A 26,700-nucleotide genomic window follows, 5' to 3' on the forward strand; every position below is an offset into this window, starting at 1 on the left:
AGTGATTATCCTTTCAGGCCTGCGAGCATCACGCCGCGCACGATGTAGCGCTGCAGGACGAGGAACACGAGAAGCGTGGGCAGGGTGGCGATCGCCGCACCGGTCATGATCATTTCCCACTGGATGGATTGCTCGACGGCAAAGCTCGAGAGCCCCACCGGCAGCGTGTAGAGTTCCTTGCTGGTGGTGACGATCAGCGGCCAGAAAAACGCCGTCCAGTTGCCGAGGAAGGTGAAGATGGCGAGCGCCGAGAGCGCCGGGGTGACGAGCGGCATCGCCACCTTCCACCAGATCTGGAATTCGTTCAGACCATCGACACGGGCTGCCTCGATGAAGTCGTTCGGCACGGTCTCGAAGAACTGCTTCATCAGGAAGGTCCCGAAGGCGGTCATCATGCCGGGGAACATGATGCCCCAGTAGCTGTCCAGCCAGCCGAGCTGGCTCGACATCAGGTACCAGGGGATGACCAGCATCTCGGTCGGGATCATCAGCGTCGAGAGGATGGCAATGAATACGAACTGCCGGCCACGGAACTGGAACTTGGCGAGCGTGTAGCCTACGAGGCTGTCGAAGAAGCAGTTGGAAACGGTGACGGCCACCGCCACCAGCGTCGAATTGAAGAACCATCGCGTGAACCGGCCGTCGGCCAGCACCGCCACGTAGTTGGCAAGCGTCGGCGCCGCCGGAATGAGGCGCAGGTCATAGACCTGGTCGGCGGTCTTCAGTGAGGTCGAGAACATGAAGGCCAGCGGCGAGATCATGATCACCCCGCCGATGAACAGCAGCGTCCAGGCGATGATGCGGCCGGGGCGGATGTTGGCGCGGTGGAGCGTCGGGGCTTCGCTCATTTCTTTTCTCTCAGGATGAAAAGCTGCAGCAGCGAGACGATCATCAGAATGACGAACAGCACGACGGTCTGGGCTGCGGCATAGCCCATGGCATAGGAGTTGAAGGCCGTCTGGTAGATCATCAGCACGAGCGGCTTGGTCGATCCGAGCGGTCCGCCGGGATCGTTGGTCGTCATGTTGTAGACCTGGTCGAAGATGCGCAGGAAGCCGATCGACGAGAAGACGACGAGGAAGACCGTGGTTGGTTTCAGCAGCGGCAGCGTGATCTTGCGCAGGATCGCCCATTCGCCAAGCCCGTCGATGCGGGCGGCTTCATAGAATGTCGACGGGATGGCGCGCAGGCCCGCCATGAAGATGATGATCTGGAACCCGAGGCCCGCCCAGATCGCCGTCACCATGATCGAAAACAGCGCCTGGTCGGTCGAGCGGATGAACGGCTGCTGCGGAATGCCGGCAATGCCGAGCAGGTCGTTGATGATGCCGATCGGCGGCGGCTGGTAGAACCAGCGCCAGACCCAGGCCATGGCTGCGGCCGTCGTCAGGAACGGTAGGAAGTAGAGCGCCCGGATGAAGTTGTGCATGAAGCGGACGCGATCGAGGAAGTAGGCGATGGCGAATGCCAGCACGAGGCTGATCGGCGTACCGACGATCAGGTAGGTGAAGGTGTTCTTGAACACCTTCCAGAACTGAGGGTCCTTGAACAGCTTGATGTAGTTGGCAAAGCCGACGAGCTTTGCCGGCCGCAGCAGGTCCCAGTTGGTGAACGACAGGTAGAAGGCTTGCAGGGTCGGGTAGAACCGGATCACCGTGTAGAACAGGATCGGCAGCGCCAGAAATCCCCAGACCCAGAGAAGCCGCCGGGTGCGCATGGAAAGGCGCTCACTGAAGCCGCCCCCCGGGTTGCCCCCGAGGTGACTGGTGAGACGGCCAGGCGCCGCCCCCTGCTGTTCAATCGCTGCCATGACCGGCTCCGTCGCTTTAAGGCTTCGCCGCGTCGATGATTTCCTGCTCGGCTTCGGCTGCCTGCTTCAGCGATTCCTCGACCGGCTGGTTTTCCAGAAGCACGCGGTTGACCATGTCGATGGCGTTCTGCCGCTGGGCGGCCTCATCCATGAACATCGTCGTATGCGCGTATTCGAGACCCTTGAGGAACGGCCCGAAGACCGGATCCTTGAGATTGGCTTCGATCATCGCCGCCGAACGACGCGCCGGCAGTTCGCCGACGGTCTTCAGCCAGATGTCCATCGCCTCGGGCGAGGAGATGTAGGCGAGGAACTTCTTCGAGGCTTCCAGTTCCTCGCCACTTGTCTTGGCGCTGATGCCGTTGGCGAAGTAGCTGGCATAGTTGGAGCGCACACCTTCGGCATTGGCCGGCAGTTCGGTCACGCCCCATTCGAAATCCTTGATCGACTTGAACGAGCCGAGGCGGAACGTGCCGTCGATCGTCATGCCGGCCTTGCCGCCACGGAAGGCAGCCTGGCCTTCGTCCATGAAGCCGGCCTGGCCGATCTTCTTCTCAAGCTGGAGGCTGGTGTAGAACTGCAGCGCCTTGAGGCCTGCCTCGTTGTCATAGGCAACCTTCTTATCGCCGTCCGTATACGGTTCGCCGCCGAACTGGCGGATCAGCACCTCACGCCACCACTGGTGATCCTGGCCACCCATGTCGAGCGTCGAACCGGCGACTGTCAGATTGCCGGCAGCGTCGTGCTTGGCGATCTTCTGGGCAGCGGCGACATACTCGTCGAGCGTCTTCGGCGGGCTGTTGGGATCGAGACCGGCCTCGGTGAAGAGCTTCTTGTTGTAGAACAGGGCGAGCGAGCGGACAGCCGTCGGCAGGCCGTAATAGTCATCGCCACGCTTCATCGCCGAAACGATGGGGAAGAACTCGCTTTCGATCTTGTCGTGCGGGAACGTGTCCTTGGGGAGTGGCTGAAGGATGCCGCCGACGGCGAATTTGTCGAGCCAGCCGTAGAAGAGCTGCATCACGTCCGGTCCGTTGCCCGACATGTTGGCGGCCACCACGCGGGTCTGGTAATCGGCGTAGGGGAAGGTCACCTGCTTGACAGTGATGTCGGGGTTGGCCTTCTGGAATTCGGCGATCAACTGGTCCATCGCCTTGACACGCGTGTCGAAGACGTACTGCCAGTATTCGATCTCGACCGCCTGAGCGGCGTTGAATGCCAGCGTGCTGAATCCGGCGACGAGACCGGCGAACAAAGTTGCCTTGCGCATGTAAGCCTCCAGTTTCCCAGCCGGCATTCCGGTCTTGGGGTGATCGTTCCCTTGGCCGATGCGCTAAACGCTCCGGCATTTGCAGTCGCCAGGCATGCCCGGCATCGGCAGGTCTTCTTCTGCCGCCTGGCTCTTACGGTCTCCCGAGATCCGTCAGGAGTCAATAAGATAATTTACTTGAATTAATCTATTGCCGTTCTTCGCAGTTGGACGGTATGAATTCGTGACGAGGAGATCGACATGACGATCCATCCGACCGGCAACCATCCGATAGCGATCGGTAAGAACCCCGAGCGTAGCCGAGACCACAACCGACGGGTCGTGCTCGATATCGTGCGCCAGCACGAGACCCTCGGGCGTGCCCATATCGCCAAGCTCACTCAGCTGACGCCGCAGGCGGTTGCCAATATCGTCGACGAACTGGTGGGCGAGGGCTTGCTGATGGAGATGGGCCGCAGGCGAACGGGCCGCGGCCAGCCGCCCATCCAATTCGCGGTCAATCCGGAAGGCGGCTTCACGATCGGTGTCGAGATCGCCGCCGACCACATCGTCACCGTGGCGCTCGATCTTGCCGGCAGGTTGCGCGCAAGTCGTATCCTGGCGCTGAAGGATTCCGGCCCGGATCATGTTCTTTCGACATTCGCCGCCGAGGTTGCGACGATCGCTGCCGAGGCTGGCTCAAGGCTCCTCGGCATCGGTGTCGTCATGCCCGGCCCCTTCGAGATCGACGGCATGACGTCTGTCGGTCCCACAACGCTTCCCGGCTGGAGCGGGCGCGATGCCGCAAAGGTGCTGGGCGAAGCCTGTGGCCATCCCGTCATCGTCGAGAACGACGCGACCGCAGCGGCCGTCGGCGAGAGACTGTTTGGCACGGGGCATTCGATCTCCAACTTCTGCATGGTCTATTTCGGCGTCGGTCTCGGTCTCGGCATCATCCAGGACGGCTCGCCCTATCGCGGTGCCTTCGGCAATGCCGGCGAGATCGGCCACGTGACGGTCGTTCCGAAGGGCAAGCAGTGTCCGTCATGCGGACAGCTCGGCTGTCTCGAAGGCTATGTCTCCGTCTATGCGCTGAAGGAGAAGCTTGCCTGCGCCGGGATCGTCGAGACGGACTTTGCCGATCTTGAGCGGCTGCATGCACAAAGCCATCCGGTAATCATCGAATGGGTAGAAGATGCCGCCACCTACCTCGGCCCGATGGTGGCCATGCTCGAAAACATTCTCGACCCGCAGACGTTGATCTTCGGCGGCGCCTTGCCCGACGCGATCATCGATGACGTCATCGGCCATATGAACCAGCTGCCGACATCCGTCGCCAGCCGCCGGCAACGCGATCTGCCGCGCGTCATGCGCGGCAAGACCGGCCAGCTTACGGCCGCCCTTGGTGCCGCAGCGCTTCCGCTTTTCGACATGGTGACCCCGAAGCTGGAGATCTCGCTCCCGGCCTCGGCGGCCGCTCTCGCATGATAGTCTGAGGAGGCCCCGCATGCTGAAAGCCCGCGAACGCATCGAACGCCAGATGAGCGACCCATCGTTGGTGCGGCTGCACCGCAAGCTCAGCCGGCTTCGGTCGACTGTGACGATGATGAACACCGGCGCGCATCCGGATGACGAGCAGAACGGTCTTCTCGCCTGGCTGCGCCTGGGGCTCGGAATGCGCGTCATCATCGCCTGCTCCACCCGCGGTGAGGGCGGTCAGAATGCACTCGGTCCCGAAAGGCTCGGCGCGCTTGGCGTCGTTCGTTCCCGGGAAATGGAGGAAGCCGCCCGGGTCCTGGATGCGGACGTGTTCTGGCTGGGCCATGGTCCGGCAGATCCCGTCCACGATTTCGGCTTCTCCAAGGACGGCGACGCAACATTCGGTCGCTGGGGCGAAATGCGCATCGTCGAGCGGTTGGTGCGCGCCTACCGGATGGAGCGGCCGGACATCGTCGTCCCGACCTTCCTCGACGTGCCGGGCCAGCACGGCCACCACCGGGCCATGACGCGGGCCGCGGAAGCCGCGATCGCGCTTGCCGCCGACGAGACGGCTTTTTCCGAGCATTTTTCCGAAGGGCTGAAGCCTTGGTCCGTCTCAAAGTACTATCTGCCGGCATGGTCCGGCGGCGGCGACACCTATGACGACGAGGTTCCGCCGCCGGATGCTACCCTGGTCATCCAGGCCGAAGGCCGGGATCCGGCCACCGGTGCCGAATACGACCGGATCGGCGAATGGTCGCGCTACTATCACGCGTCGCAAGGGATGGGACGCTGGCCGAAGCAGGCGCGCCGATCCTGGCCTTTGCATCTGAAGCTTTCCGGCGGCGGTTCCAGAACCGAGAATACCGTCGTTGACGGTGTTCCCGCCTCGCTTGCCGCGCTGGCCGACTTTCCGCAACTGCCGGCAGATGTCGCGGATGGTTTGAGAGCGGCCGATGCTGCTATCGCCGTTGCTTTGGCAGCGTTTCCGGATCGCGACGCGATCATTGAGCAACTGGTCGCCGCGGCCGGCGCTCTCGACCGGGTCGCGGCCGATGCGCCGGCAGCTTTTCAGGCACTGCATGGGCATCGGATCGAGCGCAAGCGGCTGGAACTGGATGCGGCCATCCTTGAAGCCGCCGCTATCTTCGAACGGGCTTTTGCCGATCCGGAGACGATTGCTCCGGGCGGCAGCAGCCTTCTGACCGTCGAGCTTTCGCAAGGGTTCGCGGGGAAGAACGTCGAGGTCGAGCCGATCCTCCCGACGGGGGTGACGTCGACAGTTCTTTCACGTCGTCCGGATCTTGAGTTCGCGCTTGCCGCCGCGTCCGATGCGCCGCTGTCGGATCTGTTTCGCCCCGCGTGGTCCGCACTCGGCGGCAACGGCCATGGCCACATCAGGCTGTCGGCCGAGATCGGCGGACGGACCGTCTTCGGATCGTTCGATCTGGAGGAGCCGTTTTCGGTGTCGCCCGCCGAGTCGCTCGCGCTGATGCCGGAGGCCCTGCTGGTGCCGCTGGACGCCGAGCGGACGGAGTGGCCAATTCAGGCCAGCATTCACGGTGCACAGGCTCCGCTCTCCTTCAAGCCGGTGCCGGGTTGGTCCATGAAGCCGGGCGATCAGGGTTGGACGCTTGCGGCGACCGGACCACTGATGCCAGGACTTGTGGAGGTGCAGCCGCAGCTCGACGGGCATCGCGCTTTTCAGGTTACGCCGATCGCCTTCCAGCACATCGGGCGCACCTCCTTCCGCCAGCCGGTGTCGCTGAAAATCCTGAGCCTCGATCTGAAGCTGCCGCTGGGTGCCAAGATCGGTTACGTCGGCGGAGGTGCCGACCGGGTAGGATTGTGGCTGTCGCGCATGGGTCTCGATGTTACCGAAATGGATGCCGCGGCGCTTGCCGGCGATCTGTCTCGCTTCACCACGATCGTCGTCGGCATTTTCGCCTTCGGCATCCGCAAGGATCTGGCGGCCGCAACGGCGCGTCTGCATCGGTTCGTCGAGGATGGCGGGCACCTCGTGACGCTCTATCATCGTCCAAGCGATGGATGGAACCCGAATGAGACGCCGGTCCGCCGAATCGAGATCGGCAGCCCGTCGCTGCGCTGGCGCGTCACGGATCCGAAGGCGGATGTCACCGTTCTCGCTCCCGAACATGTTCTGCTGGCCGGACCCAACCGGATCGGGCCGGACGACTGGCACGGCTGGGACAAGGAGCGCGGCCTCTACTTCGCCGCCCGCTTCGACGAGGCTTACGAGCCATTGCTCGCCATGCACGACGTCAACGAGCAGCCGCTCAACGGCGCGCTGATTTCGGCTGCTATCGGCAAGGGTCGCCATACCCACACCAGCCTCGTGCTGCATCACCAGATGGACAAACTGGTGCCCGGTGCCTTCAGGTTGATGGCAAATCTCGTGCAACCGGCGTGAGCGCGGCGGCGGCACCTGACGATGGAGAACAACGGCCCGCAGACGCGCGGATCGCCATCGGCTGGCTGCTGCTCGACATGACGCTCGTCTCCGGCGGCATGACCGCTCTCGTGAAGGCGCAAGGGGCGACCTATCCGGCCTTTCAGCTCGTCTTCATTCGGGCGATGATCGGCCTCGTGTTCATCCTGCCGCTGATCTGGCACCATCGATCCGAGATGTGCCGCGTCCGCCATCCCTGGCGCAACATCCTGCGCATTTCCTGCAATGCGATCGCGCTCACCAGCAATTTCCTCGCGATCACTCTCCTGCCGCTGGCCATGGTCAACGCCGTCGGCTTTTCCCGACCGCTGGTGACCATGGGACTGGCCGTCGCCATGCTTGGCGAGAAGGTCAGCCGCATTCGTTGGGCAGGCGCCGCCATCGCCTTCGTCGGAGTGCTGATCGTCATGGCGCCGGGAACATCGAGCTTCGACGTCAAGATCCTCGTCGTGCTGATTTCCGTCGTCTTCGGGTCGCTGGCGATCATCCAGACGCGGGCGCTGAGGGACGAGAACACGACCGTCATGATGGTGTTCTACACGGTCGGCCTTGCCGTCATCACGGCAGTCCCGGCGGCCTTCACCTGGCAGCCGGTGATGCCATTCGACTGGTTGCCGTTGCTCGGCATCGGCTTTTTGGCGCAGATCGGCCAGTACTGCTTCCTGCGCGCCTATCGCATTGCCGATGCAAGCGTGCTTGCGCCGATCGGCTATCTGTCGATCGTCTTCGTAACCGCCGTCGGCTACGTTTTCTTCGGCGAGGTGCCCGAAATGCGCGTTGTGTTCGGGGTCGTGGTGATCATCGCCTCCCTCCAGGGCGCGGCGCTTGTCGAACGCCGCCGCGCGCGTCGGCTGCCGGGCAGATAGGGCTGCCTGAGCCAAACGGGATCCTGCGCCTGACAATGCCGCCGTGATCGGCTATGGCAGGAAGCATCATGTCGACAGGAGGATTGGGCGGGATGACACACAGTGATCCGGGCCAGATGCTGGAGCGCAAGCGTGGATCCGGCGTGAAGCTGGTCTACGACCTTCTGCGCGATGAGATCCTCGACCTCAAGCTCGCCCCGGGAAGCGCTGTCGACGAGGTGCAGCTCGCGGCGCGGTTCGGCATGTCGCGGACGCCGATCCGCGAGGCCCTTGTGCGTCTTGCGGGCGAGGGGCTGATCGAGACGCTGCCCAATCGCTCGACGATGGTGTCGAACATCGATTTTCTCGGAATGCCGGCCTATTTTGACGCGCTAGTGCTCATGTACCGCGTCACCACAAGGCTGGCGGCCCAGCATCACACCGCGCAGGATCTGCAGGTCATCCGCTCGCATCAGGCGGCGTTTACCGCCGCCGTAGAGGCGCAGGACGCGCTGGCGATGATCGCCACCAATGTCGAATTCCATTCCGCCATCGCCGCTGCCGGCCGCAACGCTTACTATGCCGGCTTCTTCGAGCGATTGCTGGGCGAGGGGCGCCGCATGCTGCGCCTCTATTACCAATCTTATGAGGACCGTCTTCCGCCGCGTTTTGTCGAGGAGCACGAGGAGATCATCGCGGCTGTCGAGGCGCGCGATGTCACCCTTGCCGACCGTCTCGGCAAGGCGCATGGCGAACAGATCGTCGAGCAGATCGGCCGTCTGCTGACACGCAATGACCCGAGCGACATCGATCTCTGAAGTCGTTGTATTTTTCTTGTCGACAAAACCGGAAGATCGAGTAGTCTTCCGGTCAAGAGGCCGAGGCGACCGCCGCCCGCCATTCCGTACCCGAGGATCTCGACATGAAAGCAGCGATCTTTTCCGGCGTCGTGCCGGCCCTGATGACCCCGTGCAAGCCGGATCGCACACCGGATTTCGATGCACTGGTGTTGAAGGCCCGGCAGTTGATCGCAAACGGCATGTCGGCCGTTGTCTATTGCGGCTCGATGGGGGACTGGCCGCTGCTCACCGACGCGCAGCGGATGGAAGGCGTCGAGCGGCTTGTCGGAGCCGGCGTGCCGGTCATTGTCGGCACCGGCGCCATCAATTCGGCCTCGGCCGTGGCACTTGCCGCGCATGCCCAGAAGGTCGGCGCACAGGGGCTGATGGTGATCCCGCGCGTGCTGTCGCGCGGCTCGGTCATCGCCGCCCAGAAGGCTCATTTCAAGGCGATCCTGTCGGCCGCGCCCGACCTGCCAGCGGTCATCTACAACAGCCCCTATTACGGTTTCGCCACGCGTGCCGACCTGTTCTTCGCGCTGCGCGCCGAGCATCCGAACCTTGTCGGCTTCAAGGAATTCGGCGGTCCGGCAGACATGCGCTATGCGGCGGAAACCATCACCAGCCGCGATGACGACGTGTCGCTGATGATCGGCGTCGACACCGCCGTCTTCCACGGCTTCGTCAACTGCGGCGCCACCGGCGCGATCACCGGCATCGGCAACGTCCTGCCGAAGGAAGTCCTGCACCTCTGCAATCTTGCGCAGGCGGCCGCCACCGGCAATGCCGATGCCCGCATGCGTGCAAAGGAGCTGGAAGAAGCGCTCGGCGTGCTGTCTTCCTTCGACGAGGGCCCGGATCTGGTCCTCTATTTCAAGCACATGATGGTGCTGAAGGGCAACCAGGAATACGCGCTGAATTTTTACGAGACCGACGAACTGAGCGAAAGCCAGCGCGGCTACGTCGAAGCGCAGTTCAAGCTGTTCAACAGCTGGTACGCCGAGTGGAGCCAACTGCCGGGTGCCGTGCAGGATTGCAAAGCCTGATATCCCACAAGCAGAGCCCTCCGACGGAGGGCTTTGCCGCATCAGGATTGATGATGCGCGGTTGTCGCGCAATATGAAGGCGCTGAGAAATGGCAAGGTCGGATGTCGTCGTCATCGGGGCAGGCGTGGTTGGCCTCTCGGCGGCGATCGCGGCGCAGATGCGCGGGTTCAGCGTTACCGTAATTGACCGCGAAGGTCCGGCAGCCGGCGCTTCGGCCGGCAATGCGGGTGCGTTTGCGTTCACCGACATCCTGCCGCTGGCCTCGCCCGGCATCCTGAGGAAAGCACCGAGGTGGCTGCTCGATCCGCTTGGCCCGCTGTCCATCCCGCCGCGTTACGCGCTGCAGATCGCGCCCTGGATGTTCCGCTTCTGGCGGGCCTGCTCCCCCTCGCGCGTTGCCCACTCGACGGCGGCACAGACGTCATTGATGGATCTGTCACGGGCCGAACTGGAACCGTTTCTCGTCGAGACCGGCACGCTGCCGATGCTGCGCAAGGATGGCGCCCTGCAGGTCTACGAGAGCAAGGAGGAGTTCGACGCATCTCTTCCGGGGTGGGAGGCGCGCCAGCGACACGGCGTTGAATTCCGGCATATGAACGCCGACGAGATGGCGGCAATCCAGCCGGGGATCGCACCGCGCTTCACCCGCGGGACGTTTACGCCGGGCTGGTTTTCGATCGCCGACCCGAAACTCTACACGCTGGCGCTGGCGGAGCATTTCCGTGCCCGCGGCGGGGTGATCGAGCTTGCCGACATCAGCGCGCTACGGCCGGCAACCGACGGAGTCGATATCGTCTCCACGGATGGACAGGTCCGCAATGCCGCAAGGGTGGTGCTGTCTGCTGGCGCCTTCTCGCACCGTATCGCCCGGACGCTGGGCGACGCCATTCCGCTCGAGACCGAGCGCGGCTACAACACGACGCTACCGCCGGGCGCTTTTGACTTGCGCACGCAGGTGACCTTCGGCGGCCATGGCTTCGTCGTCAGCCGCCTCTCCACCGGCATCCGCGTCGGCGGGGCGGTCGAACTTGGCGGTCTCGATCTGCCGCCGACTTTCGCCCGTTCGCAAGCCATGTTGAAGAAGGCCAAGACGTTTCTGCCCGGCCTTGAGACCACGGGCGGGACGCAGTGGATGGGATTCCGGCCGTCGCTGCCCGACAGCCTGCCGGCCATCGGCCACGCGAGCACGACGCCGAACGTCATCTACGCATTCGGCCATGGCCACCTGGGCCTGACCCAATCGGTGGGAACGGCGCGTATCGTCGCCGACATGCTGAGCGGCCGGCCGGCACCTGTCGATCTGGCGCCGTTTGCGCCAGATCGTTTCCGCTGACCGGCAATCCGGTTCAGGCGGACGGCAAACCGCCGCCTTCGAGACCCGTTGCAACCACCGAAACCCGGAACCGGCCGTCGAGATTGCGGTCGAAGATCGCTCCAACGACGATGTCGGCTTCATCCTGTACCTCGTCGCGGATGCGGCTTGCCGCCTCGTCGACTTCGAACAGCGTCATGTCCAGGCCGCCGGAGATCGAGATCAGCACGCCGCGTGCGCCGTGCACGGAAATGTCGTCGAGCAATGGGTTGGCGATCGCCGCTTCCGCCGCCTTCATCGCCCGGCCTTCGCCGGATGCCTCGCCGGTGCCCATCATCGCGCGTCCCATGCCGCGCATCACTGATTTCACGTCCGCAAAGTCGAGGTTGATCAGGCCTTCCTTGACGATCAGATCGGTGATGCAGCCGACGCCGGCAAACAGCACGCGGTCGGCCGTCATGAATGCGTCCGAGAAGGTTGTCTTCGCATCGGCGATGCGGAACAGGTTCTGGTTGGGAATGACGATGACCGTGTCGGCGGCCTGACGCAGCGCCTCGATGCCGGCTTCGGCCGTCTTCATGCGACGGTTGCCTTCGAAGGCGAACGGTTTGGTGACGACGCCAACCGTCAGGATTCCGGCGGAACGTGCCGCCTGGGCAATGACCGGCGCCGCGCCGGTGCCCGTTCCGCCACCCATGCCGGCGGTGACGAAACACATGTGCGAACCGGCGAGGTTGTTCATAATTTCGTCGATCGATTCTTCGGCGGCCGCGCGACCGACATCCGGAAGCGAGCCGGCACCGAGACCTTCGGTGACGTGCGCGCCGAGCTGGATGCGCCGTGAAGCCTTCGATGTCGCAAGCACCTGCGCATCGGTATTTGCCGCGATGAACTCGACGCCCTGCAGATCCTCGGCGATCATGTTGTTGATCGCGTTGCCGCCTCCGCCGCCGACGCCGATGACGGTGATGTGCGGCCGTAGTCCGGAAATGCCGCTCTTGGCGTCGGTCATTGCAGTCTCCTTGTTATGCCCTGGCGCGCTGTCGATCCTGCGAAGCGCGGCGAATCGAGTGGTACACTAGGTGTGCTTCAAGGCACAGCCGGGGCGGCAAAAACTCTGCCTGCGTGACGAAGATCGGCAGTGGCGTCAGGTGGCGTGGACGGCCTCTCGCGACAGGTCAGGCGCTGTCGACGGCGACGGAACCTCCGCCATCCGGTTCATGAACTGGAGGGCGGCATGGATCTGCGAGACGACGGCTGCCCCTTCGCCGACGGCGGCTGCCACCCGTTTGGTCGAGTCCGATCGGACGTCGCCGATGGCAAACACGTTCGGCAGGCATGTCTCAAGCGGGAAGGCGGGACGCTCGGGAGCGGACGCCGTCTCGGCGAAGGGTCGCCCGGTCAGGATGAAGCCCTTGTCGTCCGTCTTGGCATGCGGTCGGATCCAGTCGGTGTTCGGGTCGGCACCGATGAACAGGAACATGTGGCGCAGCGGCAGGTGCGTCTTGCTGCCGTTCGTGCGGTCGTGGATCACGGCTCCGGTCAAGCCGTCCTGGCGGTCGCCGTCCAGACGGACGATCTCGCTCCCGACATGCAGCTCGACGTTCGCAAGCGAGGCGATGCGCTCGATCAGATAATGGGACATCGTCTCCTCGAGCTTGCGGCGCACCACGAGATGCAGTCTGCTCACCTGCGGTGCCAGAAAGGCCACAGCCTGTCCGGCGGAATTGCCGCCGCCGACCAGCGCGATCTGCTCGCCCTCGCACAGCTTCGCCTCGATCGGCGACGCCCAGTAGGAGATGCCCGAACCCTCGAACTGATGAATACCGGCAATCGCCGGCCGCCGATAGCGGGCGCCCGAGGCGACAATCACCGTCCGCGCCCGAACTGTGCGGTCGCCTGAGAGCTTCAGCGTCAGAAGTGGAGGCCCTCCGGCATCCGGTGAAGGCGGCACGATGCCTTCTACCGAGACCGGCACGACGAGTTCGGCACCGAACTTGAGCGCCTGATTGAAGGCGCGTCCGGCGAGCGCTCGTCCGGAAATGCCGGTCGGGAAGCCCAGGTAATTTTCTATCCGGGCTGACGCGCCGGCTTGGCCGCCTGCGGACCGTTCGTCGAGGATGATGACGCTCAATCCTTCCGAGGCGGCGTAGACGGCGGCGGCGAGCCCGGCCGGTCCGGCACCGACGATGGCGACGTCGTAGGTGGCGTCGGCCTTCAGATCCGGCGTGATCCCCAGGCAATAGGCGGCTTCCGCATCGGTCGGGTTCTTGATCACGTCGCCGTTGGAGCACACCATCAGCGGCAGGTCGGTCGCCACGATGCCGAGCCGCTCGATCAGCGCCCGACCTTCGTCGTCGGAGGCTGCGTCGAGCGCGATGTAGGGGTGGCCGTTGCTTCGCAGAAAGCCTTCAAGGCGCGTCAGCGCGGCACTACCGGGCGTGCCGATCAGCACGGATCCCGCGCCGCCCTGATCGATCAAGGCCACACGTCGCAGAATAAAGGCGCGCATCATCAGCTCACCGAGTTCCGCCGAGCCAATGATGAGCGCGCGCAAATGGGCGCTGTCGAAGGCAAGCGCCGTGCATCCGTCACTGCCGGCCCGCGCGCCGGCAAGCGCCGGGCGGCCGGACAGCTGGCTGACCTCGCCGGAAAACTGGCCGATGGCATGCGTGGTGACGGTTGCGGTGCGCGTCATGCCGTCGTGACGAAAGACATCCATCGAACCCTGCACCACCAGCCAGGCCGGAGCGCTCCTGTCGCCAACGTCGAATACCAGTTCTCCCGGCGCGAACTGCCTGGGACCGGCACTCGCGAACCGCGTCGCGATGTCGATCTGGCGTTGGTCGAGCGCCGGATACATCTGGTAGTCGCGTGAGCCGATGTCGGTCATGGTCGCTTCTCCGGGAATGGCGCGAGAGGATGCCTGCAGGTTCAGTGATGTTGCTGGTCAGTAATATCGTGGGATAGGGCCACGCTGCGGCGTCTGGTCGGGAAGGTCGACCATCGTCTCGTCGATGAAGCACCAGCCCCAGCCTTCCGGCGGATCATAGCCCTCGATGATCGGATGCCGGGTCTGATGGAAATGGGCTGTGGCATGCTTGCCGATCGACTGGTCGCAGCAGCCCACGTGACCGCATTCGCGGCAGAGGCGCAGGTGGAACCATTCTAGACCGGTATCAAGGCATTCCTCGCATCCGAGCGTTCGGGGCGTGACGGTGCGGATCGTTCCCTCATGCGTGCAGGCGGACATGCTCATTCTCCTGTTCGGCGCTGCGGAAGTCCGCGCAGCGCATCTTCCAGAACCTTGATCAGTCTGTCGAACTCCACCGGCTTGCCGAGAAAGGCGAGTGCGCCGCCGTCCATGGCCGCGGAACGGGTCCGCTCGTCCCGGTAGGATGTCATGAAAATGATCGGCGGCTTTGTCGCCTCGCCGTTCAGGATGGCCTGGAGGTCCAGCCCGGTCAATCCAGGCATCTTGACGTCCAGCAGCATGCAGTCGATCGCCCGCCGGTCTTCGTCGGCGAGAAACTCCTCGGCCGAAACGAACAGCCGGCTGTCGTAACCGCACGACTTGATCATATCGTCCAGGGCCTCGCGCATGGCCTGGTCGTCATCGACAATGGCGATGAGGGGAATGGATGACACGGGTATTGGCCTTGCTGTTATCGTTCTATCTGCGGCCGTTATGCGCCTCTGCGCAGGGTCGAAGTATCATACTAGAGTCTAGGTCTTCTCATGTGCAGGGTCGTCAGGCCACCGTCGGGGAGGACGGGTCGAGCAGTTCCACCTTGCGAACCAGGTCCGCGACGGAGCGGGCTTCCATCTTGCGCATGACATTTCCCCGGTGAAGCTTCACGGTGATCTCGCTGATGCCGAGCGCAAAGGCGATCTGCTTGTTCATCAATCCCTTGACCACGGCACCCATGACCTCCCGCTCGCGCGGCGTCAGCGTCGCGGCAAGCACGGCCACGGCATCCGATGCGGCACGATCCTGCCGGTTGCGCGCATCCCTCTCCAGGGCAACCGAGACCGCGTCGAGAATGTCCTGTTCGCGGAACGGCTTCGACAGAAAGTCCACGGCGCCGGCCTTCATCGCCCGCACAGTCATCGGGATATCGCCGAAGCCGGTCATGAAGATGATCGGCATCTTGTTGCCCGTTCGCTCCAGATAATTCTGGAAGTCGAGGCCGCTCAGGCCCGGGAGCCGGACATCGAGAAGGATACAGCCGGGCCGGCCGAGGTCGGCCTTGTCGAGAAACGCCTGGGCGCTCTCAAAGGGCATGACCTCCATCTTCATCGAACTGAAGAGGTCGGTCAGTGCCTCGCGCATCGACTGGTCGTCGTCGACCACATAGACCACCGGTCCGGTCGCTACGGGCTTTCTTGCGATTTTCGGCTCAGCCACGGGCGGCCTCCTGGGTTGGGATCAGCATGTCGAAGACGGCGCCGCCGTCCGGATGATTGCGTGCCAGCAGCTCGCCGCCGCGGGCTTCCATCGTGCTCCTGCAGATGGACAGGCCCATGCCCATGCCGGTCGGCTTGGTGGTGAAGAACGGCGCGAACAGCCGGGGCATGACATCCTCGCCGATGCCGGGACCAAAGTCGCGCACGCATATGCTGATGAAGCCGTCGTCGCGTCGTTGAGTGGAGACCAGCAACCGGCGTTCGGCAAGGTCGGTACCGCTCATCGCCTGGATGCCGTTGGTAATGAGGTTGATGAGCACCTGCTGAAGCTCGATGCGGACCGCATCCACCATATCCGCAGCCTGCGCGCAGTGCGCCTCGAAGGTCACACCCTCGCGGTTGAGATCGTGTTCCATGAGGGCCTTCGTCTCGGCAATCAGGTCCGGCAGGTTGACGGGCTCCGGCGCCCGAAGCTCGTGCGAGAGCATGGAGCGGGTGTTGTGAATGATGTCGCTTGCTCTCTGGCTGTCGCGGATCATCCGCTCGGCCGACCGCCGGACGGCCTCCAGATCCGGCGTCTCACGATTGATCCAGCGCAGCATGGTCTGGGCATTCAGCACCAGCGCTGCCAGCGGCTGGTTGAGTTCGTGCGCAAGCGAGGCGGACAGCGCACCGACTGTTGCCGCCCGTGAAGCCCGTGTCAGCTCCGCCTGCGCTTCCAGCAGCGCCTTCTGCGTCATTTCCCGTGCGGTGATATCGACCATGCCGACGATGATGCGGTTGAAGGCGGACCGATCTTCCGGAAAGCTCATGCTGATGAGCACCAGGCGCTTCTGGCCGTCGCTGGTGATCAGGTGACCTTTGCCCTCGAAATGCGCGTGCTCCTCGAAGATCGCCGCCAGAAGATCGATGAAGGTCGCGTCGTCCGGCGTCAGGTAACGCCGCATGGGCAGCTCGCCGAGATCGGCGGTGAGATCCCCGAACAGCGTCCGCGCCGCCTCATTGGCAGCGACCGTTCGGATCAGGTTGATGCAATCCTGTATGACCGCGGGATGCCGCGTCACATGTTGCTTCAGGTTGACGATGCCGCTCGACTTCAGCCGCATCAGCAACGTGCGGACGGCGGAGTAATCCCGCTCCCAGAGCGCCACGCGGCTCTCCTCGAAGATCGACCGGTAGCGGCGTTCGCTGTCGCTGAGGGCGGCGTTGGAAGCCAGCAACTCGCTGCGGAACATGTCGTTGCGAAAGATCAGTGCGCGGGTGATGAACAGTGCCGCCAGCGACACGGCCAGACGCAGCAGCGCCGGCAGGTCATAGGCGAGGCCGTGGCCGATCACGTAGGCTGACAGTGTGAGGATCAGGCATGCAGCCGTGGTCAGCCAGATGCCGCGCGTCGTCAAGGCTTCCGCCGATAGCAGCAGCACGATGACGTAAAGCACGGCGATGGCGCTCTCGATGGTGGTGAATGCATCGACCCAGAAGACCGTGACAGCCAGGATGAATGCCAGCCCTGCGACGGCACGACTGCGTCGCGAGGCGGCGGCCCCGTCGATCCCGGCGGCCGGCTTCAATAAGCGCAGCGGCTCCATTCTTCTGTTCCCCCGTCGACGTGCTGTCCGGTATCCGTCGGATCTTGGCAGAATAAAGCACATGATCCCTGCGGGAACCTATACCAAGGTTTGTGGGGGCTGCCGCCGGTCCGCTCGGGCTCGTTGCGTGGCGGTTCAGTCGGTACGTTCAAGCCTCACGTCGCATCTGGGAGTAGGCAACCTGTGCTGAAGTATAGCCTCTCATAGACGAGCATTGAATTTTCGCCGTCGTCGCCCGCGCCTAGTTTCATGGGGAAGCCGGACAGAAGGCGACGCCATGCCGCTGATCGTCCGGAGGATCGACCCGTTCACCCGCCGACCAACAAACGCCGCACCGATCACCAGACCTAACCAGGAGAAACCACAATGGACCGCACAGTCGTCGAAAAGCGCCGCAAGGCCGATCTTGCCACCCCGACCGATCTGGGAGCCAATGCAACGGCGGATATCGCCGGCGCGCTTGCCGCGCTGCTCGCCGATACCTTCGCCCTCTACCTGAAGACGAAGAACTTCCATTGGCACATGAGCGGCAGGCATTTTCGCGATTATCACCTCCTGCTCGATGAACAGGGCGACCAGATCTTCGCGATGACCGATGCCATCGCCGAGCGCTCCCGCAAGATCGGCGGCACGACGATCCGTTCCATCGGCCACATCAGCCGGCTGCAGCGCCTGCTGGACAACGACGCCGAGTTCGTCACGCCGCGCGACATGCTGGCCGAACTGAAGGACGACAACCGCCAACTGATCGGCTTCCTGCGCCAGGCCCACGAGGTGTGCGAGGAGCACAACGACGTCGCGACCACCAGCCTCATCGAAGTCTGGATCGACGAAACCGAACGGCGGACCTGGTTCCTCTTCGAAACGCTGCGCGACAGCGAATAGGCGAGGCGGTCCTGCGAGGATAGCGAGGCGGAGCCAACGGCTTCGCTTCACGATCAAATCGGTCATCCCAGATCGCGGCGTGCCGTTCGATCTGCGACATCTTGATAGAAATATAAGAAACCCGAAGCTGAGGCGCTTCCGGCTGCGTCTCAGCGATCAGTAAGCCGCGTATAGGCGCCGAGGATGAAACGCTCAGCCCGCAGCAGGTAGGCTTCGAGCATCTGTGCCGCCTCTGCTGCCTTGCCGGCTTCCAGTTCTGCAAGGATCTCGCGGTTCTGGTCGATGAACGGGCCATGCAGAAACTCGGGATCGCGCAACAGCCCGAAGACCAGCCGCAGTTCGAGAGAGATCTGCGCATAAAAGCCGGAAAGACGTGGGCTGTCGGCCAGTTCGACGATGGCTGCATGAAAGGCGATATCGGCGCTGCCGACGCCCAGCCAATCCTTGGCATCGCGGCGAAGCTTGGCGTCCTCCACGGCTGCGCGCATGCGCGAGACGCCCGGATGCAGCGGATGCGCCTGCGCCAAGGTTGGGCATTCGATGCTGCGTCGCACCCGGTAGATGTCGATGATCGTCGCCATGCTCGGCGTCGAGACGAAGACGCCGCGATTGGCTTCGTAGCGCAGCAGCCCTTCCTTGGTGAGCAGCCGAAACACTTCGCGCAGAGTATTGCGCGACACCTGCAGCTCGTCGCTCAGCGCCTGCTCCGACAAGTGGCTGCCGGGGGTCAGCATGCCGGAAATGACCTTATCGCGGATGCGCTGGGAAACTGTTTCGGCCAGTGTCTGCACCGGTTCCGAGGCGCGCGACGTACCGGTGCCGCCGGCTTCGCGTCTGCCCGCGGATCTTGCTTCGCCGTCCCGTCCGTTCGCTGCGCCGACCAATCCCGTTCCCCTGTGCGTGCGCGGCAGTCGCCCGCGTCAGATAGCTTGTGCCTCAAGCGGGCGGCAATTGCCACCCGCCCAGTGATTGCGCGGCGCCCTTTTCCGAGTCAGTCTCGCGCTGTGCACATCTAACGGGCGTTTGCCGAATTGTGGAGCAGAAGCTATAAATTGTTCAACACTATGGACACGATTGTCCGTGTTTGCTAGCTTCACTGACACATTAGAGAATGCTGGTGCAGACATGCGGTCAATCGATCTCAATAGCGATCTGGGCGAGAGCTTCGGACCCTGGAAGATGGGCGACGATGCAGCCATGCTCGATGTCGTCAGCAGCGCCAATGTCGCCTGCGGCTTTCACGCGGGTGATCCGGCAGGCATCCTGAAGACACTGCGGGCGGCCGCCGAGCGCGGCGTCGCCGTCGGGGCGCATGTCGGCTACCGCGACCTCGCCGGTTTCGGTCGGCGCAACATGGACCCGACGAGCGACGAGCTGATCGGCGACGTCATCTATCAGATCGGTGCGCTGCAGGGGCTTGCCAAGGCTGCCGGCACGCGCGTCACCTATGTCAAGCCGCATGGTGCGCTCTACAACACGATCGCCGTCGACACCCGCCAGGCAAATGACGTGATTGCCGCAATCCGCGCCGTCGATGCGTCGCTGGTGCTGATGGCGCTGGCCGGTTCGCAACTGGTCGAGCAGGCGCGCGCCGCAGGCTTGACGGTCGTCGCAGAAGCCTTTGCCGACCGTGCCTATACGGCCGAGGGCCATCTCGTCTCGCGCCGCGAAGAAGGGGCTGTGCTCCACGATCCGGACCTCGTCGCCGCACGGATGCTGCGCATGGCACGCGATGGCGTCATCGAGGCGATCGACGGCACCCTGACGAAGATCGATGCGCAGTCGATCTGTGTCCATGGCGATAGCCCCGGTGCGGTCGCAATCGCAAAGCGCCTGCGGGCGCTGCTGGAACAGTCCGGTCTGGACATCCGGCCGTTTACCGCGACGCTCTGACGCTCATGCAGGCCATCACCCCCGCTACAACCCGAGACACGTCGATGCGCATCCTGCCGGTGCGCACAGGCATCGTGCTCGTCGAACTGGCGGATCTGGCCGAGGCGCTGGCACTCTACGACGCGTTCGAAAACCACCCGATCGCCGGTATTCGCGAAATCATTCCGGCGGCGCGTACGCTGCTGATTTCCTTCGACCCGACAATTCTGTCCGGGGAGGCGCTGGAACGGGCACTCGCAGACCGCGCCGGTGGAGACCGCAAATCGGCCTCCGGGCCGCTGGTCGAGATACCGGTGCGGTACGATGGTGAAGACCTTTCCGAGGTTGCAGCCATGCTGGGCGTGACAGCAGATGAGGTCGTCCGCCTTCATTGCGAAAGCGAATTTGTTGCCGCCTTCACCGGTTTTGCGCCGGGCTTCGCCTATCTTTCCGTCGGCGAACCGCGTCTCAGGGTTCCGCGCCGGACATCGCCGCGCATTCAGGTGCCGGCCGGCGCCGTCGGCCTCGCCGGCGAATTCAGCGGCATCTACCCCAAGGCGAGCCCCGGCGGCTGGCAGTTGATCGGCACCACGCCGCTCGCCATGTTCGACATCAACCGCGAGCCGGCATCGCTTCTGCAGCCGGGCAGCCGCGTGCGCTTCCGCGATATATCGGCTGACAAGGCCTACGAGGTCGTCAGCCCGCTCAAGGCGGCAGTGGCGGCAGCTAACGTCGGAGCCGATCAAGGCGCCGCGGCCATGGAGATCCTCTCCGTCGGTCTGCCGGTCCTGTTCCAGGATCTTGGCCGGGCGGGACAGGCGAGCCAGGGCATCAGCGTGTCGGGCGCGCTGGATCGCACGAGTTTCAAAGCCGCCAACCGGCTCGTCGGCAATGTGCTCGATGCCGCTGCGTTGGAAGTCACCCTTGGCGGGTTGCGCTTTCGCATGCACGGGCGCGCCGTCATTGGCGTCACGGGTGCCACGACAACGATCACCGTTACCGGCGCAGACGGCCGACAGTTCTCCGCACCGATCAACCAGGCCGTTGCGCTTGACGATGGGGACGTCGTGGCGCTTTCAAGCCCGGTCGGCGGGATGCGTTCCTATCTGGCGGTGTGCGGTGGTTTCCAGGTTGCGCCGGTGCTCGGCAGTGCCGCGACCGACACGCTGGCACAGATCGGCCCGGCAGCAATCGGCGCCGGCGCGCTGATCAGCATTCGCCGGGCACCAACAGGCTCGATGGTGGCACCCGACATGCTGCCGGCCTTCGACATGCCACGGACGGGTCAGACCGTCATGCTCGACATCGTGATGGGGCCGCGCACCGACTGGTTCACCGAGCAGGCAGTCGATAGCTTCCTGTCACAGAAATGGTCGGTAACTCCGCAGTCGAGCCGGGTCGGCATCCGTCTTTCCGGCCACGCACTGGAACGATCGATCACCAGCGAATTGCCGAGCGAGGCGACGGTGCGCGGCGCGCTGCAGGTGCCAGCCAGCGGCCAGCCGGTGCTGTTCCTCGCCGACCACCCGCTGACCGGCGGCTATCCTGTCATCGCCAATGTTGCCGGTCATCATCTTGATCTCGCCGGCCAGGTCCCCGTCGGCGCAAGCATCCGTTTCAATGCGATCAGCCGCTTCGCCCCCCGCATCATTCCAGGAAAGCAGACATGAAGAAGGTTCTGATAGCAAACCGCGGCGAGATCGCGGTCAGGATCATCCGGGCCTGCAAGGATTATGGTCTAACCTCGGTCGCCGTTTACGCCGATGCCGATGCTGACGCACTGTTCGTGGCGCAGGCGGACGAAGCCTATGCTTTGAACGGAACGAGCGCCCGGGAGACCTATCTCGACATCGACAAGCTGATCGCCGTCGCAAGACGATCCGGCGCCGATGCCGTGCATCCCGGCTACGGCTTCCTGTCCGAACGCGCGGAGTTTGCAGAGGCCGTGGTCGATGCTGGGCTGATCTGGATCGGGCCTGACAGCCAGGTGATCGAGGCGCTGGGAGACAAGCTGAAGGCGCGCGAGATTGCCCAGACGGTTGGCGCGCCGCTGGTCGCCGGCAGCGACGGGGCGATCTCTTCGTCTGCCGAGGCTTTGGAATTCGCCCGCACGTTCGGCCTGCCGATCGCCATCAAGGCGGCGCATGGCGGCGGCGGGCGTGGTTTGAAGATCGCGCGTCAGCTCGATGAGGTCGAGGACCTCTTTGAATCTGCGACGCGTGAGGCGCTGGCTGCCTTCGGCCGTGGGGAATGTTACGTCGAGCAGTTTCTTGACCGCCCGCGGCACATCGAGGCGCAGGTGCTGGCGGACCGCCTCGGCAATATTCTGGTCGTGGGCACACGCGATTGCTCGCTGCAGCGGCGCAATCAGAAGCTCGTCGAGGAAGCACCTGCGCCTTTCCTGTCCGACGAACAGCGTCGGACGATCCACCAGGCATCCCACGATATCTGCGCTGCGGCCCGCTATACCGGTGCGGGCACGGTGGAGTTCCTGTTGAGCGCCGATGGTGTGATCTCCTTCCTTGAGGTCAACACGCGCCTGCAGGTGGAGCATCCGGTGACCGAGGAGACGACCGGCCTCGATCTCGTCGTCGAACAGTTCCGTATCGCCGAAGGGTTGCCAATCAGCGTCACGCATACGCCCGAACCGCGCGGCCATGCGATCGAGTTCCGTATCAACATGGAAGACCCCGGCCGAGGCTTCCTGCCGTCCTCGGGCGACATCACCACGTTCGCTCCGCCCTCGGGACCGGGCGTGCGTCTGGACAGCGGCGTGACCACTGGCTCGGCCATCCCGCCGATGTTCGATTCGCTGGCCGCCAAGCTGATCGTCTGGGGCGCCACCCGCGACCAGGCGATCGCCCGTGCGCGCCGTGCGCTCGGCGAATGCAGGATCGAAGGCGTGCCATCGGTCCTGCCGTTCCACCGGGCGGTGCTGCAGCATGACGATTTCTGCGGCAGCGACTTCCGCGTCCACACCCGATGGATCGAGACCGATTTTGCCGAGACGCTGGAGGCGGCGGCCCGACCGGCACAGGCCGAGGGCGCCGGCTTGATGCGCGGCTACGTCGAAATCGATGGCAAGCGCGTCGAACTTGGCATTCCGCAGACGTTCCTGCGCCTGATCGGGCAGCTGCCTGGTCAGACGTTGCAGCCGAAGAACACGGACGTCGCGAACGAAGCAGGTGCCGTGCTGGCGCCGGTGCCCGGAATGCTCGTGCAGTGGAATGTCGAAGACGGCGCTGCCGTTTCCGCCGGCGAGGTGCTGGCGATCATGGATGTGATGAAGATGGAGACGCCCGTGACCGCACCTTGCTCCGGCATCGTTTCCATCCTCGCTGCCTCGGGCTCCTCGCAGAGTGCCGGCGCCGTCCTTGCCCAGATCAAAAGCCCGCACGGTACGGTTAGAACAGACACAGCGGCAATGCCTAAGCCGGAGACCCAAGCATGAGCAGCCCGATGGACAACCGCCCCGTCAACGGCACGGAGCCGCTTCTGTCGGTCGAAGGGCTGAGCGTCGAGTTCGGCACCAGCCGCGTCGTCGATGATCTGTCATTTGTGGTCGAACCGGGCAAGACGGTCGCGATCGTCGGCGAATCCGGCTCCGGCAAGTCGGTGACCTCGCTGTCCACCATGCGGCTCGCCGACATGATGGGCGCCCGCTACGCGAGCGGACAGATCCGGTTCGGCGGCCGAGACCTGCTGACGACGTCGCAGAAGGAAATGCGCTCGGTGCGCGGCAAGGAGATCGCGATGATCTTCCAGGAGCCGATGACCTCGCTCAACCCGGTCTTCACCATCGGCGACCAGATCTGCGAAGTTCTGATGCTGCACGAGAAGATGAACAAGTCCGCAGCGACAGCTGAAGCCGGACGGCTGCTCGACATGGTGCGGCTGCCCGATTCCTCCGAACTTCTGACCCGTTATCCGCACCAGCTGTCGGGCGGCATGCGGCAGCGAGTGATGATCGCCATGGCGCTTGCCTGCCGGCCAAAGCTGCTGATCGCCGACGAGCCGACAACGGCGCTCGACGTGACCATCCAGGCGCAGATCCTCACCATCATGCGCGACCTGCAGAAGACGCTCGGAATGGGCATGATCTTCATCACCCACGACATGGGCGTGGTCGCGGAAATGGCCGACGACGTGGTCGTCATGTGGAAGGGCAAGAAAGTCGAGGACGGACCGGTCCGCGACATCTTCGCCAATCCGCAGCATCCCTACACGCGCGCCTTGCTGTCGGCTGTTCCGAAACTCGGTAGCATGACCGGCGAGGCATTCCCCAAGCGTCTTCCGTTGACCGTGCTCGAAAACGGTCAGCCGGTAACTGTCGGCGAGGAGCGGGTCCAGGACACGGTCAAGCAGGGCGCGACGCCGCTCTTGTCCGTGAAGGACCTGTTCGTCCGCTTCGACATCAAGAAGAACCTGTTCGGCAAGGCGACCCATCGTCTCAGCGCCGTCCAGAAGGTCAGCTTCGACATCCACCCGGGTGAAACGCTGGCGCTGGTCGGCGAAAGCGGCTCCGGCAAGTCGACGATCGGCCGGACGATCCAGCAGCTGCAGTCGGCGATGTCCGGCGATATCGCCTTCAATGGCCGCAGCTTCTCGTCGATGTCCGCTGCCGAGCGGTTCCGGATGCGCCAGGAAGTCCAGTACATCTTCCAGGATCCGTTCGCCTCGCTCGATCCGCGCAAGACCGTCGGATTTTCGATCGCCGAACCGATCAACACCCACAGCCTGATCTCCGACGCAAAGGCCGTCCGCCGCCGCGTCGACGAACTGCTGGAGCGCGTCGGGCTGACCTCCGACGTCGCGACACGCTATCCGCACGAGTTCTCCGGAGGCCAGCGGCAGCGCGTCTGCATCGCAAGGGCTCTGGCGTCGGATCCGAAGCTGATCATCGCCGACGAGGCGCTGTCGGCGCTCGACGTGTCGATCCAGGCCCAGATCATCAATCTGTTCATGGACCTGCAGGCGGAGCGTGGGCTCGCCTACCTGTTCATCAGCCACGACATGGCGGTGGTCGAGAAGATGAGCCACCGCGTCGCCGTGCTCTTTCTCGGTCAGATCATGGAACTCGGCACGCGCCGGCAGGTCTTCGAAACGCCTGCCCATGATTATACGCGCCGGCTTCTGTCGGCAGTGCCGGTCGCCGATCCGACCGTTGCTCGCCAGTCCGAGATGATCGAGGGCGAGATCCCCAATCCGGTGCGCCGCGTCGGCGACGAGCCAGCCATTCTCGTGCACGAGGAAATCAATCCAGGCCACTTCGTTGCGAAGAGCGCCTGAAAACCAGCGAAAAAATCGCATCTATCTGAAGAGGAACAGGTCAATGACAAGAATCACACGGGGACTGAACGCGACGCTGATGGCGCTTGCTCTTTCGGGCGCAGCCTTCACGTCGGCTCCGGCATTCGCTGCCGGCAAGATGACGATTTCCAGCCCGCAGGATCCGGGCAGCTGGGATCCGATCGATACGTTTCTCGTCCAGTGGGCGGCTGTCGCCACCAATATCTTCGACGGTCTGACCTATCGCGGCCCGGACCTGAAGCTGGTGCCGGGACTTGCCGAAAGCTGGGAGGAACTGGACGAAGGCAAGCGCATCCGCTTCAAGCTGCGCCAGAACGTCAAGTTCCACAATGGCGAGCCCTTCAACGCGGCTGCCGTCAAGTTCACCTTCGAGCGCCTGCTCGGCGAACAGGGTGCCAAGGGTCCGCAGCGATCCAACTATATCGCCATCGAGAGCGTCGAAGTCATCGACGACTACACGGTCGACCTGAAGCTGAAGGCGCCGGATCCGGTCCTGCTGACCAAGCTTGCCGGCTACGGCGGCATGATCGTGCCGCCGAAGTACATCCAGGAGAAGGGCGAGGACAACTTCAACCTCAACCCGGTCGGCACCGGCCCGTTCAAGTTCGTGTCCTACGCGCCTAAGGTGAACATCAAGCTCGAGGCCAACGCCGACTACTTCGAAGGCGCACCGAAGCTTTCCGAACTCGAATACCGCTTCATCGCCGAGCCGGCGACCGCGGTTGCCGAACTCCAGGCCGGCCGTGTCGATCTGGTCATCCCGCCGACCATCCCGATCGGCATGCTGCCGGTGATCCAGGGCGACAGCAAGCTGGAGATCCTCAGCGTTCCCGGCCCGACGGTGGATGCCCTGCGCTTCAACACCCGCGATGGCGTGACAGCCGATCCGAAGGTCCGCAAGGCGATCATCATGGCAGTCGACCGCGCCACGATCGTCCAGTCGATCCTCGCCGGCCAGGCCTCCGAGATCACCAGCTTCCAGAGCGCCCTGTCGTTCGGCTACGATGCCGACCTGAAGGCAATCCCCTTCGATCCGGAAGGCGCCAAGAAGCTGCTCGCGGAAGCCGGCGTCAAGGCTGGCACGACGCTGCAGATCGACATCCGCGGCAATGACGCGACGATGAACGAAGTGGCACAGGTGATCTCCAGCTACCTGTCGATGGTCGGTATCACCGCCACCATCAAGCCCTACGAGACCAACGTTCTGCTGAACGACATCATCCCGCAGGGCAAGACCGGCGCGATGTTCCAGCAGAAGTGGGGCGGCTGGACCTTCGACTACGACAACACGGCGTATTCGATGTACCACTCGGGCGAGAAGTGGAACCCCTACGACAAGGACGAGACGCTCGACAAGCTGCTGGAATCGCAGCGTCCGCTGACGGATCGCGCCGAGCGCGAGAAGATCCTCAAGCAGGTCGCCGCCTATGCGTCGGAACGGGCTCTCGAACTGCCGCTCTACAACACCAACGCCATCTTCGGCATCAACAAGCGGGTCAAGGGCTTCATCGCGCCCCCGGACAACCGCATGAAGCTGACGAACGTCACCGTAGAGTAAGCACCAGGGCAACGGTGCCGCCCGCCAG

The 26,700-nt window shown here is 63.9% G+C and carries 22 protein-coding genes; 12 read left to right on the top strand and 10 right to left on the bottom strand.

Going from position 1 to position 26,700, the window contains the following annotated elements; all coding sequences use genetic code 11:
• Positions 1-5: 5 nt before the first annotated feature.
• From ACR65N_RS06820 to ACR65N_RS06830, 3 genes are read right to left on the bottom strand one after another with little or no spacing between them, the layout of a single operon-like run.
• Entirely contained in the window at positions 6-848 is an 843-nt protein-coding gene (locus ACR65N_RS06820) for a carbohydrate ABC transporter permease (RefSeq protein WP_440456326.1), read from the bottom strand.
• Positions 845-1,810, bottom strand: a complete 966-nt coding sequence (locus tag ACR65N_RS06825) for a carbohydrate ABC transporter permease (RefSeq protein WP_440456327.1) — start codon at positions 1,808-1,810, stop codon at positions 845-847. Before ACR65N_RS06825 ends, ACR65N_RS06820 begins: the two co-directional genes overlap by 4 nt.
• Positions 1,811-1,826: 16 nt before the next feature.
• Positions 1,827-3,080 (bottom strand): sugar ABC transporter substrate-binding protein, encoded by a 1,254-nt coding sequence (locus tag ACR65N_RS06830; protein WP_440456328.1) that lies wholly within the window; start codon positions 3,078-3,080, stop codon positions 1,827-1,829.
• A gap of 240 nt (positions 3,081-3,320) precedes the next feature.
• Here ACR65N_RS06830 and ACR65N_RS06835 point away from each other — a divergent pair, with 240 nt between their 5' ends.
• From ACR65N_RS06835 to ACR65N_RS06860, 6 genes are all read left to right on the top strand, one after another.
• On the top strand, positions 3,321-4,547 hold the full coding sequence (locus ACR65N_RS06835) for an ROK family protein (RefSeq protein WP_440456329.1): 1,227 nt from the start codon (positions 3,321-3,323) through the stop codon (positions 4,545-4,547).
• 19 nt (positions 4,548-4,566) lie between these two features.
• Positions 4,567-6,969, top strand: a complete 2,403-nt coding sequence (locus ACR65N_RS06840) for a PIG-L family deacetylase (RefSeq protein ID WP_440456330.1) — start codon at positions 4,567-4,569, stop codon at positions 6,967-6,969.
• 77 nt (positions 6,970-7,046) lie between these two features.
• Positions 7,047-7,874 (top strand): DMT family transporter, encoded by an 828-nt coding sequence (locus ACR65N_RS06845; RefSeq protein WP_440456783.1) that lies wholly within the window; start codon positions 7,047-7,049, stop codon positions 7,872-7,874.
• 92 nt (positions 7,875-7,966) lie between these two features.
• A complete protein-coding gene (locus tag ACR65N_RS06850; RefSeq protein WP_440456331.1) occupies positions 7,967-8,671 on the top strand; it encodes a GntR family transcriptional regulator in 705 nt (234 codons plus the stop codon).
• A 104-nt stretch (positions 8,672-8,775) separates the two neighbouring features.
• Complete coding sequence (locus ACR65N_RS06855; RefSeq protein WP_440456332.1) at positions 8,776-9,738, top strand: dihydrodipicolinate synthase family protein; 963 nt, start codon at positions 8,776-8,778, stop codon at positions 9,736-9,738.
• 89 nt (positions 9,739-9,827) lie between these two features.
• Positions 9,828-11,072, top strand: a complete 1,245-nt coding sequence (locus tag ACR65N_RS06860) for an NAD(P)/FAD-dependent oxidoreductase (protein ID WP_440456333.1) — start codon at positions 9,828-9,830, stop codon at positions 11,070-11,072.
• A 13-nt stretch (positions 11,073-11,085) separates the two neighbouring features.
• On the opposite strand, the gene ftsZ is transcribed toward ACR65N_RS06860, so the two are convergent.
• The 6 genes from ftsZ to ACR65N_RS06890 form a co-directional block, all read right to left on the bottom strand.
• Positions 11,086-12,063, bottom strand: coding sequence for a cell division protein FtsZ (ftsZ, locus tag ACR65N_RS06865; protein WP_440456334.1), 978 nt, complete (start codon positions 12,061-12,063; stop codon positions 11,086-11,088).
• Between the two features lie 135 nt (positions 12,064-12,198).
• Positions 12,199-13,944: an FAD-dependent oxidoreductase gene (locus tag ACR65N_RS06870; RefSeq protein WP_440456335.1), complete on the bottom strand. Its 1,746-nt coding sequence runs from the start codon at positions 13,942-13,944 to the stop codon at positions 12,199-12,201.
• Positions 13,945-14,001: 57 nt separating this feature from the next.
• Entirely contained in the window at positions 14,002-14,304 is a 303-nt protein-coding gene (locus tag ACR65N_RS06875; RefSeq protein WP_440456336.1) for a UBP-type zinc finger domain-containing protein, read from the bottom strand.
• A gap of 2 nt (positions 14,305-14,306) precedes the next feature.
• Positions 14,307-14,699 (bottom strand): response regulator transcription factor, encoded by a 393-nt coding sequence (locus ACR65N_RS06880; protein WP_430306763.1) that lies wholly within the window; start codon positions 14,697-14,699, stop codon positions 14,307-14,309.
• 103 nt (positions 14,700-14,802) lie between these two features.
• On the bottom strand, positions 14,803-15,459 hold the full coding sequence (locus ACR65N_RS06885; RefSeq protein ID WP_440456337.1) for a response regulator transcription factor: 657 nt from the start codon (positions 15,457-15,459) through the stop codon (positions 14,803-14,805).
• On the bottom strand, positions 15,452-17,047 hold the full coding sequence (locus ACR65N_RS06890; RefSeq protein ID WP_440456338.1) for a sensor histidine kinase: 1,596 nt from the start codon (positions 17,045-17,047) through the stop codon (positions 15,452-15,454). The genes ACR65N_RS06885 and ACR65N_RS06890 overlap by 8 nt, the downstream gene beginning before the upstream one ends.
• A 366-nt stretch (positions 17,048-17,413) precedes the next feature.
• On the opposite strand from ACR65N_RS06890, the gene ACR65N_RS06895 reads away from it, so the two are divergent.
• Positions 17,414-17,932 carry a Dps family protein gene (locus tag ACR65N_RS06895; RefSeq protein ID WP_440456339.1) on the top strand — a complete coding sequence of 173 codons (519 nt, stop codon included), beginning with the start codon at positions 17,414-17,416 and terminating at the stop codon, positions 17,930-17,932.
• A gap of 149 nt (positions 17,933-18,081) precedes the next feature.
• On the opposite strand, the gene ACR65N_RS06900 is transcribed toward ACR65N_RS06895, so the two are convergent.
• Positions 18,082-18,723 carry a GntR family transcriptional regulator gene (locus ACR65N_RS06900; RefSeq protein WP_440456784.1) on the bottom strand — a complete coding sequence of 214 codons (642 nt, stop codon included), beginning with the start codon at positions 18,721-18,723 and terminating at the stop codon, positions 18,082-18,084.
• A gap of 334 nt (positions 18,724-19,057) precedes the next feature.
• Here ACR65N_RS06900 and ACR65N_RS06905 point away from each other — a divergent pair, with 334 nt between their 5' ends.
• From ACR65N_RS06905 to ACR65N_RS06925, 5 genes are read left to right on the top strand one after another with little or no spacing between them, the layout of a single operon-like run.
• Positions 19,058-19,825 (top strand): LamB/YcsF family protein, encoded by a 768-nt coding sequence (locus tag ACR65N_RS06905; RefSeq protein WP_440456340.1) that lies wholly within the window; start codon positions 19,058-19,060, stop codon positions 19,823-19,825.
• A 44-nt stretch (positions 19,826-19,869) separates the two neighbouring features.
• Complete coding sequence (locus ACR65N_RS06910; protein WP_440456341.1) at positions 19,870-21,474, top strand: 5-oxoprolinase subunit B/C family protein; 1,605 nt, start codon at positions 19,870-19,872, stop codon at positions 21,472-21,474.
• Positions 21,471-23,255, top strand: coding sequence for an acetyl/propionyl/methylcrotonyl-CoA carboxylase subunit alpha (locus tag ACR65N_RS06915; protein WP_440456342.1), 1,785 nt, complete (start codon positions 21,471-21,473; stop codon positions 23,253-23,255). The genes ACR65N_RS06910 and ACR65N_RS06915 overlap by 4 nt, the downstream gene beginning before the upstream one ends.
• Positions 23,252-25,093, top strand: coding sequence for an ABC transporter ATP-binding protein (locus ACR65N_RS06920; protein WP_440456343.1), 1,842 nt, complete (start codon positions 23,252-23,254; stop codon positions 25,091-25,093). The genes ACR65N_RS06915 and ACR65N_RS06920 overlap by 4 nt, the downstream gene beginning before the upstream one ends.
• Before the next feature lie 43 nt (positions 25,094-25,136).
• The gene (locus ACR65N_RS06925) at positions 25,137-26,672 is read left to right on the top strand and encodes an ABC transporter substrate-binding protein (RefSeq protein WP_430306770.1); all 1,536 of its coding nucleotides are present in this window, start codon (positions 25,137-25,139) and stop codon (positions 26,670-26,672) included.
• The last annotated feature ends 28 nt before the right edge of the window (positions 26,673-26,700 follow it).

It is taken from the genome of Rhizobium sp. SAFR-030 (genome assembly GCF_059415005.1).